Annotated in this window: 13 protein-coding genes; 9 read left to right on the top strand and 4 right to left on the bottom strand. The window is 71.2% G+C overall.

Annotated features, from left to right (window positions below):
* Positions 1-11 precede the first annotated feature (11 nt).
* Positions 12-1553: a trypsin-like peptidase domain-containing protein gene (locus tag OHA65_RS18805; RefSeq protein ID WP_327284247.1), complete on the bottom strand. Its 1542-nt coding sequence runs from the start codon at positions 1551-1553 to the stop codon at positions 12-14.
* Between the two features lie 224 nt (positions 1554-1777).
* On the opposite strand from OHA65_RS18805, the gene OHA65_RS18810 reads away from it, so the two are divergent.
* From OHA65_RS18810 to OHA65_RS18820, 3 genes are all read left to right on the top strand, one after another.
* Positions 1778-2575, top strand: coding sequence for a glycerophosphodiester phosphodiesterase (locus OHA65_RS18810; protein WP_327284248.1), 798 nt, complete (start codon positions 1778-1780; stop codon positions 2573-2575).
* An 85-nt stretch (positions 2576-2660) separates the two neighbouring features.
* The gene (locus OHA65_RS18815; protein WP_327284249.1) at positions 2661-3263 is read left to right on the top strand and encodes an ATP-binding protein; all 603 of its coding nucleotides are present in this window, start codon (positions 2661-2663) and stop codon (positions 3261-3263) included.
* Positions 3264-3421: 158 nt separating this feature from the next.
* Positions 3422-4396 carry a DUF5926 family protein gene (locus OHA65_RS18820; RefSeq protein ID WP_327285712.1) on the top strand — a complete coding sequence of 325 codons (975 nt, stop codon included), beginning with the start codon at positions 3422-3424 and terminating at the stop codon, positions 4394-4396.
* 181 nt (positions 4397-4577) lie between these two features.
* Here OHA65_RS18820 and OHA65_RS18825 read toward each other — a convergent pair whose 3' ends face one another.
* The gene (locus tag OHA65_RS18825; RefSeq protein ID WP_405762168.1) at positions 4578-5201 is read right to left on the bottom strand and encodes a hypothetical protein; all 624 of its coding nucleotides are present in this window, start codon (positions 5199-5201) and stop codon (positions 4578-4580) included.
* Positions 5202-5369: 168 nt separating this feature from the next.
* On the bottom strand, positions 5370-6071 hold the full coding sequence (locus OHA65_RS18830) for a bifunctional DNA primase/polymerase (RefSeq protein WP_327284251.1): 702 nt from the start codon (positions 6069-6071) through the stop codon (positions 5370-5372).
* A 407-nt stretch (positions 6072-6478) separates the two neighbouring features.
* Here OHA65_RS18830 and OHA65_RS18835 point away from each other — a divergent pair, with 407 nt between their 5' ends.
* Positions 6479-8092 carry a PP2C family protein-serine/threonine phosphatase gene (locus tag OHA65_RS18835; RefSeq protein WP_405762170.1) on the top strand — a complete coding sequence of 538 codons (1614 nt, stop codon included), beginning with the start codon at positions 6479-6481 and terminating at the stop codon, positions 8090-8092.
* Between the two features lie 87 nt (positions 8093-8179).
* Positions 8180-9646, top strand: a complete 1467-nt coding sequence (locus OHA65_RS18840; RefSeq protein WP_405762172.1) for an aminopeptidase P family protein — start codon at positions 8180-8182, stop codon at positions 9644-9646.
* 86 nt (positions 9647-9732) lie between these two features.
* Here the strand turns inward: OHA65_RS18840 and OHA65_RS18845 are convergent, their stop codons facing one another.
* Positions 9733-10224, bottom strand: coding sequence for an ATP-binding protein (locus OHA65_RS18845; protein WP_327284254.1), 492 nt, complete (start codon positions 10222-10224; stop codon positions 9733-9735).
* 236 nt (positions 10225-10460) lie between these two features.
* On the opposite strand from OHA65_RS18845, the gene OHA65_RS18850 reads away from it, so the two are divergent.
* From OHA65_RS18850 to OHA65_RS18865, 4 genes are all read left to right on the top strand, one after another.
* Entirely contained in the window at positions 10461-11264 is an 804-nt protein-coding gene (locus OHA65_RS18850) for a hypothetical protein (protein ID WP_405762174.1), read from the top strand.
* A gap of 107 nt (positions 11265-11371) precedes the next feature.
* A complete protein-coding gene (locus OHA65_RS18855; RefSeq protein ID WP_327284256.1) occupies positions 11372-12082 on the top strand; it encodes a YcnI family protein in 711 nt (236 codons plus the stop codon).
* A 105-nt stretch (positions 12083-12187) separates the two neighbouring features.
* On the top strand, positions 12188-12838 hold the full coding sequence (locus OHA65_RS18860) for an SCO family protein (RefSeq protein WP_327284257.1): 651 nt from the start codon (positions 12188-12190) through the stop codon (positions 12836-12838).
* Positions 12835-13332 carry a copper chaperone PCu(A)C gene (locus OHA65_RS18865; RefSeq protein WP_327284258.1) on the top strand — a complete coding sequence of 166 codons (498 nt, stop codon included), beginning with the start codon at positions 12835-12837 and terminating at the stop codon, positions 13330-13332. Before OHA65_RS18860 ends, OHA65_RS18865 begins: the two co-directional genes overlap by 4 nt.
* Positions 13333-13352 lie beyond the last annotated feature (20 nt).

A 13352-nucleotide genomic window follows, 5' to 3' on the forward strand; every position in this document is an offset into this window, starting at 1 on the left:
CGAGCCAGCCGTTACTTGTCGCCGACCCGCGAGCCGAGCGTGATGTCCACGGTGGTGGGCTTGCCGTCGCGCAGGTAGGTCAGCTTCACCACGTCGCCGGGCTTGTGCGTCCAGATCTCGCTGATGAGCGTCGGGCCGCTGTCGATCGTCTTATCGCCGAACCGGGTGATGACGTCGCCGGGCTTGAGGCCCGCCTTGCCGGCCGGACCGTTGGGGTCGACCAGGTCGTTGGCGGCAGCGCCCTGCTCGGAGATCTTGGCGCCGTCGGTCTTGGACTGGAGGTCCACGGAGACCGAGATGATCGGGTAGACCGGCTTGCCCGTCTTGATCAGCGACTCGGCGACGTTCTTGGCCTGGTTGATCGGGATGGCGAAGCCGAGGCCGATCGACCCGGCCTGACCGCCGCCGAAGCCGCCGTTGCCTGCCGACTGGATGGCGGAGTTGATGCCGATGACCGCTCCGCGCCCGTCGAGCAGCGGGCCGCCGGAGTTGCCGGGGTTGATCGAGGCGTCCGTCTGGAGCGCGCTCATGTAGGAATTCTTTCCGCCTGAGCCGTCGCCGGAGGCCACCGGGCGGTTCTTGGCGCTGACGATGCCGGTGGTGACCGTGTTGGACAGGCCGAAGGGGGCTCCGATGGCGATGGTCGAGTCGCCGACCGCGACCTTGTCGGAGTCGCCGAGCGGCAGCGGCTTGAGGCCGGACGGCGGGTTCTTCAGCTTGAGCACCGCCACGTCGTAGCCCTGCGCCCGGCCGATGACCTCGGCCTCGTACTTCTTGCCGTCGGAGAAGGTCGCGGAGAGCTTGCCGCCGTTCGCGGCGGAGGCCACCACGTGGTTGTTGGTGAGGATGTGGCCCTGCTGGTCGTAGACGAAGCCGGTGCCGGTGCCGCCCTCGCCGTCGCCGGCCGAGGCCTCGATGGTGACGACGCTGGGAAGCGCGCCCGCGGCCAGGCCCGCGATCGAGCCGGCTTCCCGCTTGATGTCCTTGGGGGTGTTGCCGGCCGTGATCGTGGTCGAGCCGACGCCGTTGTCGCCGCGCTCGGCGGCCCAGTAGCCGATGCCTCCGCCGACGCCGCCCGCGAGGAGGGCCGCGACGAGCACGGCGGCGATCAGGCCGCCCCTGCCCTTCGGCTTTGCGGGCGGCATGCCGTCGGCAGTCGGGGGAGCGCCCCAGACCGCGCCGCCGTGGCCGCCGCCCGAGCCGTACACCGGGACCGTGGGCGGCGGGGGCGGCCAGCCCTCGGCGCCGTGTGCGGCCGGGGCCGGGGCGTGCGGTGCGGGGGCCTGGGCGTAGGCCGGTGCCGGGGCCGGGGTGGGCGGGATCTGCTGGGTCGGCTCCGTGCCGGGCGCGGGCGTCGGCGGAAGCTGCTGGGTGACCGGCTCCGCGGCGGGCCCGGCCGCCGGGGCGGGTGCGTCCGCAGGGGCCGCCGGCGTCGCCGTGACCTCCGTGGCCGGTTCGGGCGCGGACGTCTCGGGGGCAGGAGCGGCCACCGGGGGTACAGACGGGGCCGCGGGGTTCTTCGGGGCCGCGGTGCCCTCGTTCTCGGTGCTCACAGCGCTCTTCTCCTCGTCACACACGGCTTCAAAAAACTGGCGATTCGGCCCGACTGAACGTTCGACGTGCCGCACAAGTTCCTGGGAAAAGCCTTCCCCATGACCCGTCAGAGCACTGTAAGCCGGACCTGTGCGTCTCCCTCATTGTTTATATCCGGCATTTCGGGCGCATCTGCAAGGGCTGAGCCCGACACCCGAGGGCTCCTCGGTGGCACCATGACCCGGTGACCCACGCACAGCCGCCCATCCAGGTCGTCGCCCACCGCGGCGCCTCCGAGGATGCCCCCGAACACACCCTGGCCGCCTACCGCAAGGCCATCGAGTACGGCGCCGACGCCCTCGAATGCGATGTCCGGCTCACCGCCGACGGTCATCTGGTGCTGGTCCACGACCGCCGGGTCAACCGCACCTCGAACGGCCGCGGCGCCGTTTCCGCCCTTGAGCTGGCCGACCTCGCCGCCCTCGACTTCGGCTCGTGGAAGGACCGCGAGGAGTCCCCCGACTGGGACTCCGACCCCGAGCGCACCTCGGTCCTCACCCTGGAGCGGCTACTGGAACTGGTTTCCGACGCCGGCCGGCCGGTGCAGCTCGCCATCGAGACGAAGCACCCGACCCGCTGGGCCGGACAGGTGGAGGAGCGCCTCCTCTTCCTCCTCAAGCGGTTCGGGCTGGACGCCCCGCCCGCCGGGGGCCCGCACCCGGTCCGCGTCATGAGCTTCTCCGCACGCTCCCTGCACCGGGTGCGGGCGGCCGCGCCGACGATCCCGACCGTGTACTTGATGCAGTTCATCTCACCCCGGATGCGCGACGGGCGCCTCCCGGCCGGCGTGCGGATCGCCGGTCCGGGGATGCGCATCGTGCGCAACCACCCCGGGTTCATCCGCAAGCTCCAGGACGCGGGCCACTCCGTACACGTGTGGACCGTGAACGAGCCGGAAGACGTTCAGCTCTGCGCTGATCTGGGTGTGGAAGCAATCATCACGAACAGGCCGCGCCAGGTTCTGTCACAGCTCGGGCGCTGACGTCCCCTTTTGCCCACCCGTCCCGCACGCCACCTCCATAACAGGGTGTGCACCGGCGCATCCGCTCCGCAATCGCTGGTCATGAATGCGTCAGAGCGCTCAGCGCGGCCGGTTTCCGGTCCAGGCCATTGGGGCATCCAGACCATGGCGTGGGGCTAAGGAGGTTCCGGGGGTGGCGTTGGTGGTGGCACAGGAAGTGCCCACGTCTTCGTGCATGGACGTATGCCATGGTCCTGCCGGCGTGGGCGAGGCGAGGCGCCGCATGCGCGAGCAATTGCGCATGAGCGGGGTGTCCGAATCGGTCGTTGACGACGCCGTACTGATCCTTTCCGAACTCCTCAGCAATGCCTGCCGACACGGCAGACCGCTGGGTGCCGGGGAGATCGGGGACGGGGAGATACGCGCCGCATGGCGCATCGACAAGGCGGGGCGACTGACGGTCGAGGTCACGGACGGCGGCGGCCCCACCCGCCCGGTCCCGGCCACGCCCTCGGTCACCGCGCGCGGGGGCCGGGGGCTGAACATCATCAGCGCCCTCGCCCAGACTTGGGGTGTCCGGGACGGAGCGGCAGGCGAGGTCACCGTATGGGTGACGGTTGCGTGCGGGCCCCGGCACGACGATTTCGCTACGCGCGTTGCGCCCCCGGCGATCGACTTCAGCACAGCCTTCGACGATCTCCATCCGTGACCGACAGCAGCATCCGCACCACCGGCCATCCGAACGAGCGGCCGCCGGGAGCGCACGCCGACCGTGCTCCCGGCCGCATCCTCCCGGCTGCGGCGGTACGAACGGCTAGGCTCGCGCCCAGACACACGCCGTACCGCCGCAACCGGGAGACACCCACGATGGCCAAGAAGCGCCCCGCAGCGAAGACTGCAAAGCCGCAGCTCAAGAACGGGGAGATCCCGGTGGTGGGCGCACGCGAGCCCTGCCCCTGCGGATCCGGGCGCCGTTACAAGGCCTGCCACGGCGCAGCCGCCGCACACGCCGTCACCGAGCACGTGGCGCGCCCCTTCGAGGGCCTGCCCGGCGAGTGCGACTGGGTGGCACTGCGCGAGCTCGTGCCCGCGGCGACCATCCCTCTGACGCTCAAGGGCGGCCTGCCCGAAGGCGTCCCGTCCGTCACGCTGGTGACCGTACTGCCGATGGCTTGGCCGGCGCTGCGCCGCGAGGACGGATCGGTTCTGCTCGGCCTCCAGAACGACTCGACCACCGGGGACCTCGCCCGGGACATGGCCGACACCCTGGAGCGCGCGCTCGTAGCGGAGCCGGGTACTCCGATTCCGGCTCGCCGTGTTCCCGTCCAGGGTCCGCGACTTCAGGATCTCCTGGACACGGACGGCGTTTTCGAGCCGGTTGTGCACAGCGGGTTCGAATTCTGGATTCCGGATTCGGAGGGCGCCCAGAACGCCTCCCCGGAGATCGCCGCCTCCCTTGAGCGCGCGAACGCCGCCGCCATCCCCACGGTCAAGCTGGCCGGCGTGGACGCTGCCTACTGGTGCGAGACCCCGGACAAGAACCACCTGCGCTGGGTCATGCCGCACCCCGAGGAGAAGCTGCTCGACGCCCTCGCACGGCTGCACGCCGCGGGCACCTCCTCGCTCGGCGAAGGCACCCGACTGGTCGGCTCCTTCCGGGCGCACGGTCTGGTGGTTCCCGTCTGGGACCTGCCCACCGGAGTGACCGCCGACGACGTGGAGAAGCCTGCGGCCCAGTTCGCGGAGCGGCTGGCCACGGCCCTGGCCGCGGACGCCCCGCTGACCGCGGACGAGCGCCGGGCGCGCGGCGGACTCACCAACCGCCAGGTCACGCTCAGCTGACTCCCGGACCCCCGCAGGACTGGTGACCGGGGTCACAACTCCCGCTAATCGCCTGCAAATCGGTGTCCGAATATCAGAGATCGAATTTGCGAACAGGCGATCTCTTGTTACCGTTCTTGTAGCCCGGTCGCTGGTGCATCCCCCGTCGCCAGCGACCGGGCCCTTCCATTTCCGCCGTCGCTCAACCGTCGGCAGGTGCCGGTGAGTTGCTCCCGGACCTCAGCAGCAGCTTCCCTTCATCATCCGGAACTGCAAACTCCGCAACAGCCGAGTAGGAATCCGGAGCCCCCGCCGATACCTCCCGCGGCGTCTCGCACAGCCCCGGTTCGTCGCCGGCTTCGACCGCGCACCGGATCTGCACCGTGCGTCCCGCGGGCCCCATCACCGTCAGCACGGCGTCCAACGCCCGCCCGCTGGTGTTGCGGTAGTAGCTCCGCCCCCACGTCCGGCCCTCGCCCGCGAGGATGCAGGTCTGCGCCTCCAGACCTTGCGGGGAGGAGAGTTCGGGGCCGCACCGGGATTCCGTACGGGGCTGTGCGGACGGGCCCGGCCGCGACTGCCCGGCCTGCCGCTCTCCGGACTGCCGGGGGCCGTCCTGGTGCTGCCCGGCCCGCTGCGCGGGCGCGGCAGCGGGAGCCGGCGTACGGGATCCGTTCGGCGTATCGGCCAGCCCGAGCGAGGAGAGGATCCCGCCGCCCTTTCCGTCATCCTGACCGGCGAAATCCGGTCCGGCGATCGCTCCTGCCAGCGGGAGGGACAAGATGATCAGCACACCGGCGCTGATACCGATCAAGCGGAGATTCATTCGCCGAAGATAGCGATGCCGGATTGGGGCGCGGAGATCCCCGCGCCCAATTCCCTTGGAAACTCGTCACGCTGACACTCGTACGAGTGATCGGCGGGTGCCCGGAACCCCGGTACGACAACCCGCCGCACCCGCCATGTGCGCACCCTGCGTGCGCACCGCGCGTGATCAGTACGCGAGCCGACTGCCCCCGCCGGAGGCCCCGCTGCTCGCCTCGACCAGTGCGTCCACGACGGCCTCGACCTCCGGCAGCCAGAGGCCGTCGCCGGTCTCGGCCGGCTCGCGCTCCCACCGGACCTCCCCGCCACCGGACGCGGAGGAGGGCGGGAGCAACAGGTAACCGCCCTCGCCGTGGAAGCGCAGCGCGGAGGGCACGTGGTCCTTGGCGTACAGGAGTTCGCCGAGCCGTTCCAGCGAGTACGGCGCGACCAGCAACGCCCAGCGGGTGGGCGAGGCGACGATCGGGCCGAGCCGCATGCCCTGCGCGTCCAGCCGTACGACGGCGCGCGCGGCCGCGTTGGCCGGCAGGCTCACGGCGCACGGCGCGGAACCACCGGTGGCGAGCAGCACGGGAGCGGTGGGCCGGTTGTTCCACCACCAGGCCACCATCCGGGGGTCGGTGGTGGCTGCGAGCAGTCCGGGGTCGAAGGGATGCGCGCCGGGGACGACGCAGTCGGGGTCGGGGCAGGCGCACCGGTTGCTGTCGGCGCCGGAGCGGCCGACGCCGGGCAGCACCGGCCACTGCCAGGCGGTGGCGCAGGCGAGCGCCGCGTCGAGGAGGGCCTGGTCACTGCGCTGCCCGGGGACCGGGCGCAGGAACTTCAGGCGATTGCGGAGCCGCTGGAGACGCCTTCCGAGGATCTCGCGCATGAGCGCTCGTTCCTTTCCGTTGAACGTCGAGGGCCACATCACACCATGTAACCGGTGCCTCACCACACGTACACGTTTCGCGTCACTGTCCGCTGGAAGCAGGTTCACACGGTTCGTGCAGTTTTCTTACGGGTCCATGAAACGTCCGGCGGGGCGGAACGCGACCCGCGCCAGTGCCGAGACCGGCTGCCGCCGCTAAGGACGACGGCCCGTTCCGGGCGGTTCCCGGCGGACCGCCGGGCTGCGCCAACTCTCCCCGGGCACCATCGATTAGGTACCCGGAGCCACTCCGGCGCCTGACCAGTCGATCGCAAAAACCGCCTGCATCCAGCTTTTTCCAGCCAAGTTCTAGCCTTGGCTGGACAGTGAGTTGCCGTCCCACGGACACCAGGATTCCCACCTGGGCAATGCTGGACATCGATCCTCGTGTGCGTGTAGATGTGGATTCATTGATGGCGGCGCAGCACGATCTGGGGGTTTGCGATGCTATATGGCGAATCGCACCAGGTGGAAAGGCGGACGCCATGAGCGCTCCGCATCTGCCGAAAGTGGCTGGAATCGATCCAGCAGTTACCACGGTCCCGCAAACTGCGGCGCCCACGCCCGCCCGAACCGCCCCCGCGCCGACCCCGGCAGCGGTGCCCGGACCGAGCACACTGATCCAGGACCGGCTGGCGGGGATGGTCTCCGACTTGACCACCCTCCACGAGCTCACGGAGCGGCTCGCCCGCGCCCGTGACCTCGACTCCTCGCTCCAGGAGTTCCTGCGCGCCGGAGCGGCGCTCGTCGGCGCCCGACGCGGCCTGATCGTCCTGGAACCCTCCGACGGACTCGGCCCGACGACCACGATCGGACTCGGCCTCGGCCGCGCGGACCTCGGGCACATCGAGACCGTCCCGCGCACCGCGACCTCGTACGGCCGGATCCTCGACGGGCTCCCCGACGCCCGGGGCGGCTCCGACGTACTCCCCGAACCCGGCGCCGCTCCCGGAGCGGGCGGGTACGGCACCTCCGTCGACCCCCGCCACCGCGAGGTCGCCGCCCGGCTCGGCTACGCCGCGAGTTACGCACTGCCGCTGACCGCCGAGGCCACCGGCCGGCTCGGCGCGGCCGTCTGGCTCTACGACGAACAGGCCGAGCCGAGCGACCGCCAGCGCGATCTCGCCGGGCTCTACGTCCGGCACGCCGCCGAACACCTGGCCCGGATGCTGGAGGTGGAACGCTCCCGCAGCAGGCTGGCCACGGTCGCCGAAGAGTTGCTGCCCAGCCGCCTCCCCCGGATCCCCGGGGTCCAGCTCGCCGCCCGCCACCACACAGGACCGCGCGGCGGAGGCGACTGGTACGACGCGCTGCCGCTGCCCGAGGGCGCCCTGGGACTCGCCGTCGGGTCCGTCACCGGGGCCGGGCCCAGCGCCGTCGCCGCGATGGGGCGACTGCGGGCTTCGCTGCGCGCGTACGCCGTCATGGAAGGGGAGGACCCCGTCGCGGTCCTGTCCGATCTGGAGCTGCTGCTGCGCCTGACCGAGCCCGCGCGCTGCGCGACGGCGCTGTTCGCGTACTGCGAGCCCGCCCAGCGCAAGATCATCCTGGCCGGGGCGGGGCACACCCCGCCGCTGCTCATCGGCGAGCACCGCACGGAGTACGTGGAAACGACGCTCTCCGCTCCGCTCGGGATGCTGTCGTGCTGGGAGGCGCCGAGCGTGGAGATCGAACCTGCGCCTGGAGAAACGGTGCTGCTGTACACCGACGGGCTGCTGCAGCGGACCGGCGACCCCATGGACCGGGCCTACGCGCGGCTGCACGCCGCCGCCGCGGGGGTACCCCGCAGCATCCGGGACGACCCGGCGGCCGTCTGCGAGCACGTCCTGAGGGCGGTCCTGCCCGCCGACGACCCGGCGGTCGCACCCGCCACACCCACGGGCTCCGCCGGCGCCGCGACGGCATCCGCCACCGCCGCCGCCGTGGCCGGCACGGAGGGCGGCGTGGAGGACATCGTGCTACTCGCTGCCCGTTTTGACTGATTAGTCACACCCGCCGCCGGGCGTCTTCCCCTCGCACATACGATGGATGCGGTCCACACCCGGTCCTGTCGTAGCTGAGGAGAAGACGTGGCTGACGAGCTCACCCCGGAGACCCCGGAAGAAGAGCAGCCCCAGAAGAAGCACAAGCAGCGCAAGAACGGGCTGTACCCGGGCGTCAGCGACGAACTCGCGGAGAACATGCGTACGGGCTGGGCCGACACCGAGCTGCACGGGCTGGAGCCGATCGCCCAGGCCGCGCACACGGCCGCCCGCCGTGCCGCGCTGTCCGCGCGCTTCCCCGGCGATCGCCTGGTCGTGCCCGCGGGCCGCCTCAAGACCCGCTCGAACGACACCGAGTACCCCTTCCGCGCCTCGACCGAGTACGCGTACCTGACCGGCGACCAGAGCGAGAACGGCGTCCTGGTCCTGGAGCCCTCGGGCGGGACCGGCCACACCGCCACCATCTACCTGCTGCCGCGCTCCGACCGCGAGAACGGCGAGTTCTGGCTGTCCGGCCAGGGCGAGCTGTGGGTCGGCCGCCGCCACTCGCTGGCCGAGGCCGAGCAGCTGCTGGGCATCCCCGCGAGCGACGTCCGCAAGCTCGCAGACGAGCTGGCCGAAGCCGAGGGCCCGGTCCGCGGCGTCCGCGGCCACGACCCCGTCATCGAGGCCGCCCTGACCGACAAGGTCACCAAGGAGCGCGACGAGGAGCTGCGCGTCTACCTCTCCGAGGCCCGCGCCGTGAAGGACGACTTCGAGATCGGCGAGCTCCAGAAGGCCGTCGACTCCACCGTCCGCGGTTTCGAGGACGTCGTGAAGGTCCTGGACAAGGCCGAGGCCACGTCCGAGCGCTACATCGAGGGCACCTTCTTCCTGCGCGCCCGCGTCGAGGGCAACGACGTCGGTTACGGCTCCATCTGCGCCGCCGGCCCGCACGCCTGCACCCTGCACTGGGTCCGCAACGACGGCGACGTCCGCTCCGGCGACCTGCTGCTTCTCGACGCCGGCGTGGAGACCCACTCCCTCTACACCGCCGACGTCACGCGCACGCTGCCGATCAACGGCACGTACACCGACATCCAGCGCAAGATCTACGACGCGGTCTACGAGTCCCAGGAAGCCGGCATCGCCGCCGTCAAGCCGGGTGCCAAGTTCCGCGACTTCCACGACGCCTCGCAGCACGTCCTGGCCGAGAAGCTCGTCGAGTGGGGCCTGCTGGAGGGCCCGGTCGAGCGCGTCCTGGAGCTCGGCCTCCAGCGCCGCTGGACCCTGCACGGCACCGGCCACATGCTCGGCATGGACGTCCACGACTGCGCCGCCGCGCGCACCGAGGCGTACGTCGACGGCACGCTGGAGCCGGGCGTGTGCCTCACCGTCGAGCCCGGTCTGTACTTCCAGGCCGACGACCTGACCGTGCCCGAGGAGTACCGGGGCATCGGCGTCCGGATCGAGGACGACATCCTGGTCACCGAGGACGGCAACCGGAACCTGTCGGACGGGCTGCCCCGTGCCTCGGCCGATGTCGAGGCCTGGATGGCACGCCTCAAGGGCTGACGCGGCGCGGCCTTCGGCCGACCATCGGTGGGCGGGATCTCGTACGCGGGTCCCGTCCACCGGCATGTCCGGGAGGCCTTCCGCCGCTACGACACCTTCAGCAGCGCTCCCTCACGCCATTTCAGGATCTTGTCGAAACTGACCACCGCGCCGCGGCCCGGCCGGTTGCGGAGCCTGACGTGGTCCGCGAGCTCCGCGATCAGCCACAATCCCCGGCCGTGCTCGCTCTCCGACGGCTCGGAGGGGCCGGCCGGCGGGGGTCTGCGCCCCGCGACCGTCGCCGCCGGGAAGCCCGGACCCGAATCGGTCACCTCGATGCGGCAGCAGTCCCCGTCCAGGTACGCCGTGACGCGATAGGCCGCGCACGCCTCCGGAACGGATTCCGCGCCGGCACCGGCTTCGGCCGCCGGACCGCCGTGCTCCACCGCGTTCGCGCACGCCTCGCTCAGTGCCACCGACAGATCGAAGGAGATGTCCGGGTCCACCCCCGCGGTCTCCATCGTCCCCAGCAGCAACCGCCTGGCGAGCGGCACGCTCGCGGCTTCGCGCCTCAAGTGGAGAGACCACCAGATGCTCATACGGTTACGTATTGCCGCCCGCGGCAGGGCGTAAGCCCCCGGCGGCTGACACAGCCCTCATTCGGCCGATGGCGACACGTCGAAGCAGTTGTGTATGCAACGGAGCATGCGGCGGTGTAAGGGGCGGCGTACGTGTCCGCGCCGGGTTCGGGGGGCGAAGCCCCGAAGGGGGGCACACACGACCTTCCGGACCTGCCGTATGGACGTTGTGAGGGCAGTGCGATGATGGCCCGGCCATGACTGTCCCCCACCCGACGCCCGCCGGAGCCGGCCTCCGGTTGATCCGGGCCGCGGTGTTCACCGCGGTCTGCGTCGTGCTGTCCGCGGCCGGGCACGCGCTGGCGTCCTGCGCCACCGTGCCCTGGTGGGCCCTCGTCATCGCCTTCCTCGCCGTGTTCGCGGTCGCCGCGCCCCTCGCGGGCCGCCGGCGCTCGCTGCCCGGCATCGCCGCCGCACTCGCCTTCGGACAGCTCGCTCTGCACGCGGTGTTCGGCCTCGGCCAGCAGAGCACCGCCGCCGCGCAGGCACCCGCCACGGCCGACGCCTCGCTCGCGGCGCTCGCCGCCCGGCTGGTCTGCGGCGGCAACTCCGTCCCGCTCAGCCCGGCCGACGCCCGGCAGATCCTGCAGACCGCCGGACTGGACCCGGCCGCCATGGCCGCCACCCAGGCGCACATGGGCCACGCCCACCTGACGCAGGCCGCCGCGGCTCCCGCCACCGGCCTGTTCAGCACCGGCATGCTCGTCGGCCACCTGCTGGCCGCACTGGCCGCAGGCTGGCTCCTGGGGCGCGGTGACGCCGCCCTGTTCCGGCTCGTGGAGCTGTCCCGCACCTCCGCCGAAGCCGGGCCGGTGCGCCCGCTGCGCGCCGCGCTGGCCTTCGTACGCGCCTTCGGCGCCGGGCTCGCGGGCACGCACACCGGCACCCCGCAGGCTGCCCGGACCGCCACCGAACCCGCCGCGCACACCGGCCGGGAGACGCTCCAGCACACGGTGATCAGGCGCGGGCCGCCCCGCACGGCGCTCGCCCTCGCAGCCTGACGCGGCACCCCTTCCCCGGGACACCCGGCGCAAGGACCGGTGCCGCGAACTCCGCGCGCGCCCGTGCGCGGAACCACCGTCACCCGCCCCTGTGGAGTGTTACCGCCATGAAGACCTCTCGCGTCTCCTTCGCCGCCGCCCTTGCCGCCGGCACCGTCCTCGTCCTGTCCGGCACCGCGTTCGCGCACGTCGGCGTGCAGCCCGTCGGCGAAGCCACCAAGGGCGGTTACGCGACGCTGAACTTCAAGGTTCCGAACGAGCGCGACAACGCCTCGACGACGCAGCTGGAAGTCAACTTCCCGATCGACCAGCCGCTGACGTCGGTCATGCCGCAGGACATCCCCGGCTGGACGTCCAACGTCGAGAAGACCAAGCTCGACAAGCCGCTGACCGTCCACGGCAAGCAGGTCAACGAGGTCGTCACCAAGGTGACCTGGAGCGGCGGCAAGATCGAGCCCGGCAAGTTCCAGCAGTTCCCGGTATCCGTCGGCAAGCTGCCCGACAACGCCGACCAGATGGTCTTCAAGGCGATCCAGACGTACGACAACAACGAGGTCGTCCGCTGGATCGAGGAGGCCAAGGAAGGCGCGGCGGAGCCGCAGAACCCGGCTCCGGTCCTGAAGCTGACCGCCGCCAAGGCGTCCGCCGCCGACGACCACCACGACGACAAGGGCGCCGCAGCCAAGGACGACAAGGGCCACGAAGAGGCCGCGGGCAAGACCTCCGACACGACCGCGCGTGCCCTCGGCATCGCGGGCATCGTCATCGGCCTCGGTGGTGTCGCCTTCGGTGTCGCCTCGCGCCGCCGCGCCTCCTGATCCACCGCGGCCGCAGGCCGTATTCACTTCTCAGCGTGCGTCAGCCGGCCCCTCTCCGTGGCCGGGCCGCCCGCACCACATCCCCGATCCCAGGGACATCTCGCCATGCGCACCACACGTGTGACGGTCGCCGCCCTCGTGGCAGCCGCCGCCCTCACCCTCACCGCCTGCGGCGGTGAGCCCGCCAAGCCCAACTCGGTCACGCAGATCACCGGCCAGTCCAAGGCCGGTGCCGCCACGGTCCTCGACCGCCCGTTCGACAAGCCGGAGCTGGTCCTGACGGACACCACCGGCAAGCCGTGGAACCTGCGCGAGCAGACCAAGGGCAAGCCGACGCTCATCTACTTCGGCTACACCAACTGCCCCGACGTGTGCCCCCTGACGATGAGCAACATCGCCGTCGCCAAGAAGGCACTGCCCAAGGCCGACCAGGACAAGCTCCAGGTCGTGTTCGTCACCACCGACCCCGAACGGGATACTCCCGACTCCCTCGGCGCGTGGCTCAGGGCCCAGGACCCGTCCTTCACCGGACTGACCGGGGACTTCGCCACCATCCAGGCCGCCGCGCGCAAGCTCGGCATCGGCATCGACCCTCCGAAGAAGGAGGCCGACGGCAGCGTCGTGTCCATGCACGGCGCCCAGGTCATCGCGTTCTCGCCCAAGACCGACGAGGGGTACCTCCTCTACGGCGAAGGCACGACCGTCGACAACTACACCGCGGACCTGCCGAAGGTCATCAAGGGGGAGAACCCGTGAACGCCCGCACCATCCGTACCCTCGCCGCCGCGCTCTCCCTGACGGCAGCACTGGCCATATCCGGCTGCTCGTCGGACTCCGACGCCGACTCCGGCTCCAAGTCCGGCGCGGACAAGCCGAAGATGACGGTCACCGGCGCCTTCATGCCGGAGCCCGTGAACGACAAGATGGCCGGCGCGTTCATGGTCATCAAGAACGAGTCCAAGACGGCCGACAAGCTCACCGCCGTCACCAGCCCCCTCTCCGACGACCTGCAGATCCACGAGACCAAAGACCAGAAGATGCGGCAGGTCGCTGCCATGGACGTGCCGGCCAACGGCGAGCTCAAGCTGGAGCGCGGCGGCAGCCACGTCATGTTCATGGGGCTGAAGAACACGCCGAAGGTCGGCGACAAGGTCACCGTGGAGCTGCGCTTCGAGAAGGCCGACCCCGTCAAGGTCGAGCTGGACGTCAAGGAACGGACGTACAACGCCCAGAACACCAGCGCCCACTGACGGACCGAGGTACTGACACG

The organism is Streptomyces sp. NBC_00045 (assembly GCF_045041095.1).
Classification (GTDB): Bacteria; Actinomycetota; Actinomycetes; order Streptomycetales; family Streptomycetaceae; genus Streptomyces.

Bases quoted from the DNA above. Each gene is read 5' to 3' on its own strand.
- OHA65_RS18815 (WP_327284249.1), top strand. From the start codon at position 2,661: ATGCGTCAGAGCGCTCAGCGCGGCCGGTTTCCGGTCCAGGCCATTGGG.
- OHA65_RS18820 (WP_327285712.1), top strand. From the start codon at position 3,422: ATGGCCAAGAAGCGCCCCGCAGCGAAGACTGCAAAGCCGCAGCTCAAG.
- OHA65_RS18825 (WP_405762168.1), bottom strand. From the start codon at position 5,201: ATGAATCTCCGCTTGATCGGTATCAGCGCCGGTGTGCTGATCATCTTG.
- OHA65_RS18830 (WP_327284251.1), bottom strand. From the start codon at position 6,071: ATGCGCGAGATCCTCGGAAGGCGTCTCCAGCGGCTCCGCAATCGCCTG.
- OHA65_RS18835 (WP_405762170.1), top strand. From the start codon at position 6,479: ATGCTGGACATCGATCCTCGTGTGCGTGTAGATGTGGATTCATTGATG.
- OHA65_RS18845 (WP_327284254.1), bottom strand. From the start codon at position 10,224: ATGAGCATCTGGTGGTCTCTCCACTTGAGGCGCGAAGCCGCGAGCGTG.
- OHA65_RS18850 (WP_405762174.1), top strand. From the start codon at position 10,461: ATGACTGTCCCCCACCCGACGCCCGCCGGAGCCGGCCTCCGGTTGATC.
- OHA65_RS18855 (WP_327284256.1), top strand. From the start codon at position 11,372: ATGAAGACCTCTCGCGTCTCCTTCGCCGCCGCCCTTGCCGCCGGCACC.
- OHA65_RS18860 (WP_327284257.1), top strand. From the start codon at position 12,188: ATGCGCACCACACGTGTGACGGTCGCCGCCCTCGTGGCAGCCGCCGCC.